2 protein-coding genes are annotated in these 3,523 nt (G+C 67.4%); one reads left to right on the top strand and one right to left on the bottom strand.

The window, feature by feature from the left end; translation table 11 throughout:
• Positions 1-1,687 (bottom strand): DUF885 family protein (locus JNL41_RS22025; RefSeq protein WP_293478432.1); only part of this gene is annotated, 1,687 nt, incomplete at its 3' end.
• 54 nt (positions 1,688-1,741) lie between these two features.
• On the opposite strand from JNL41_RS22025, the gene JNL41_RS22030 reads away from it, so the two are divergent.
• Positions 1,742-3,523: CocE/NonD family hydrolase (locus tag JNL41_RS22030; protein ID WP_293478433.1), on the top strand; the 1,782-nt coding region annotated here is incomplete at its 3' end.

The following is a 3,523-nucleotide window of genomic DNA, read 5'->3' on the forward strand; positions in this document are numbered from 1 at the left end:
TCGGCACGCTGCCCATCGACAGCACCGTGTCGTGGAAGGCTCGGATGTCGAACTTCGGCCCCAGCGCCTTCTCGGCCTTCGCCCGCGCCTCCTTGATGGCCATCATGCCCAGGTAGTAGCTCACCGCCTGCCCCGGCCAGGAGATGTAGCGGTCGACCTCGATCTCGATGTCGTGGTCGGAGAGTGCGGTGTTGTCGTGCAGGAAGGCGATCGCCTGCGCGCGCGTCCAGCCCTTGTGGTGGATGCCGGTGTCCACGACCAGCCGCGCCGCGCGCCACATCTGGAACGTCAGGTAGCCGAAGCGGTCGTAGGGGGTGTCGTAGAGCCCCATTTCCAGGCCCAGGTACTCGCAGTAGAGCGCCCAGCCCTCGCCGAAGGCCGAGATGTAGACGTAGCGGCGGAAGTCCGGCAGGTCCTCCTGCTCCTCCGCCAGCGCGCCCTGCAGCGAGTGCCCGGGCGCGGACTCGTGCAGGGTCAGCGCCGTCATGTTGTAGAGCGGCCGGGACGGCCGGTTGTAGGTGTTGATCAGGTATTGCGTCTTGCCGCCGCGGGCTGAGGTGTAGAAGGGAGCCATGTCCGGCGGCACGGGCACGATCGTGAAACGGCTGCGCGGCAGCCAGCCGAAGTAGGCCGCAAGCTTCCCGTCCACGCGCTTGGCGATCCAGGCGCCGGTGTTGAGCAGTTCCTGCGCCGTCTTCGGATAGAACTTCGGGTCGGTGCGCAGGTAGGCGAAGAAGGCCGGCAGGTCGCCCTGGAAGCCCGTCTCCTTACGGACCTCCTCCATCTGCGCCCGGATCTTCGCGACCTCGGAGAGCCCCAGCGTGTGGATCTGCTCCGGCGTCATCTCGACAGTGGCGAACTCCTTGATCTGGGCCTGGTAGTAGGCCTTGCCGTCAGGCAGCGCCTCGGCCGCCAGCGTGTCGGTGGTCTTCGGGATGTACTCGTCGCGCAGGAAGGTCAGCAGGGTCGCGTAGGCCGGCTTCACCTGCCCTTCGATCACCGACTTGGCCTGCGCCTTCAACGCCGCCTGCTCGGCCACCGGGATCGACGCCGGCATCGCCTTGAACGGCTCCCAGAACAGCGTCTCCTCGGCGGTCTTCGCGTCCACCGTCGCGGTGACCGAGACCTCGCGCCCCACCAGCGTCGCCCTGGGCGGCGTGAACCCGCGCTTCAGGCCGGCGCGCATGTTCACTTTCTGCTCGTCGAAATAGCGCGGGATTTCCGACAGTTGGGACAGGTAGTTCCGATAGTCCTGCGCGCCGATGAAGGTGCGGCGGGCCTTGTAGTTGAAGTTCGACCAGAACGAGCTGTCCGAATTGAACGGCTTCTCGTACTCGCGGAACCGCTGCTGGTTGACCAGCACGTCGATCTGGTCGCGGTAGACCTCGTAGTTCACCCGCTGCTCCGGCGACAGATCGGCCGGCCGGATGCCGTCCAGTTGCGTCCTCACGTCCTGCCAGTAGGCCAGCCGCCGCGCCTGGCTGGCGGCGTCCACATGCGGCAGGTGCGGATCCAGCGTGTCGTCCTCGGGACTGTCGCTGCGGGCGAGCTCCGCCTGCCGCCAGGCCCACTCCTTCTCGTGGATCGCCGTGAACTTCGCGTTCGCCGGACCGCCCGCCGCCACCGCCTGTCCGGCCAGCCCGACCGTCATCGCCACAGCCCCTGCCAGCAACACCGCACGCATCATCCGACGCCCTCCAGACACTGTCGCGGACCGCGGTCCGTGCGCTACGCTCGGAGCATGAATCTCACGCTTCCGCTAGCGGCCGCGCTGGCAGCCGCCCTCCTCGCCGTCGCCCCCGCCTCGACGTCGGCCCAGACGCAGGCACAGACCACGCCGCCGCTCGCGCCCGACATCGCCACCGACTTCAAGTGGCCGACCGACCGCTACGACTACGTCAAGCGCACCGCCATGATCCCCATGCGCGACGGGGTAAAGCTCTACACGGTGCTGATCATCCCGAAGGGGGCGAAGGGCGCGCCGATCCTGCTCACGCGAACGCCTTACAACGCCAGGAAGTCGGCCGAGCGGAACCTCTCGCAATACGCCGCCGCCACCGGCTCGCAGATGGACGAGCCCTTCCTCGAGGACGGCTACATCCGCGTCTACCAGGACGTCCGCGGGAAGTACGAGTCCGAGGGCGACTACGTGCTGACCCGCCCCCTGATCGGCCCGCTCAACGACAGCAAGGTCGACCATTCCACCGACGCCTGGGACACCATCGACTGGCTGGTGAAGAACACGCCCGAGAGCAACGGCCGCGTGGGCGTCATCGGCTCGTCCTACCCCGGTTTCACCGCCGCGATGGCGCTGATCAACCCACACCCGGCGCTGAAGGCGGCTGTGCCGCAGAGCCCGATGATCGACGGGTGGATGGGCGACGACTGGTTCCACTACGGCGCCTTCCGTATGCGCAACGTCGACTGGTTCACCAGTCAGATGATCAAGAAGGGCGCGGGCGAGAACATCCCCCGCGAAACCGCTGACGACTATGAAAATTTCCTGCGCGCCGGCTCGTTCGACGACTTCGCGCGCGCCGCCGGCCTCGAACAGATCGCCGCCTACCGCAAGATCCGCGAGCACCCCGCCTACGACGCCTTCTGGCAGGAACAGGCGCTCGATCGCATCCTCGCCAAACAGCCCCTCAAGGTCCCGACGCTCTGGATGGGCGCACTCTGGGACCAGGAGGACATGTGGGGCGCCATCCACGCCTACCTCGCGACCGAGCCCAGGGACGCCGGCAACGACATGAACTTCCTGGCGCTGGGGCCCTGGCGCCACTCGGGAACTAACTACGAGCAACGACAGCTCGGCCCGAACATCAAGCTGCCCGGCGACACCGCCACCGAGTTCCGCCTGACGGTCCTGAAGCCCTTCCTCGACAGCCACCTGAAGACCGGCGCGCCCAAGGCCTCGACCCCGCCGGTGACCATCTTCGAGACCGGCACGATGCGCTGGACGCAGTACGCGAAGTGGCCCCGGGCCTGCGCCGACTGCGACGTGAAGATGAAGCCCATCTACCTGACGCCGGGGATGCGCCTGTCTTTCACCAAGGGTGGCGAACTCTATGGCGACCGCATCGCCGGCATGGTCTCGACCTACGCCGAGTACGTCTCCGACCCCGCCAAGCCGGTGCCCTACGTCCGCCGCCCGGTGCGCTGGGACGACGCCGAGCAGTGGCGCTACTGGCTGCTCTCGGACCAGCGCCATGTCGATGGCCGCCCCGACGTCCTCACCTTCGTGACCGAGCCCCTGAAGGCGCCGCTGAAGATCGCCGGCGAGCCGGTCGTGAACCTCTACGCCTCCACCTCGGGCACCGACTCCGACTGGGTCGTGAAGCTGATCGACGTCTATCCGGACGCCGTCCCTTCCGACCCGCAGATGGGCGGCTACCAGCTCGGCGTCGGCATGGACATCTTCCGCGGCCGCTACCGCGAGAGCTTCGAGAAGCCCACGGCCATCCCGGCGAACAAGGTCCAGAAGTACCGCTTCGACCTGCCGCCGGCGAACCACGTCTTCCTG

This window comes from Phenylobacterium sp. (assembly GCF_016793285.1).
Classification (GTDB): domain Bacteria; phylum Pseudomonadota; class Alphaproteobacteria; order Caulobacterales; family Caulobacteraceae; genus Phenylobacterium.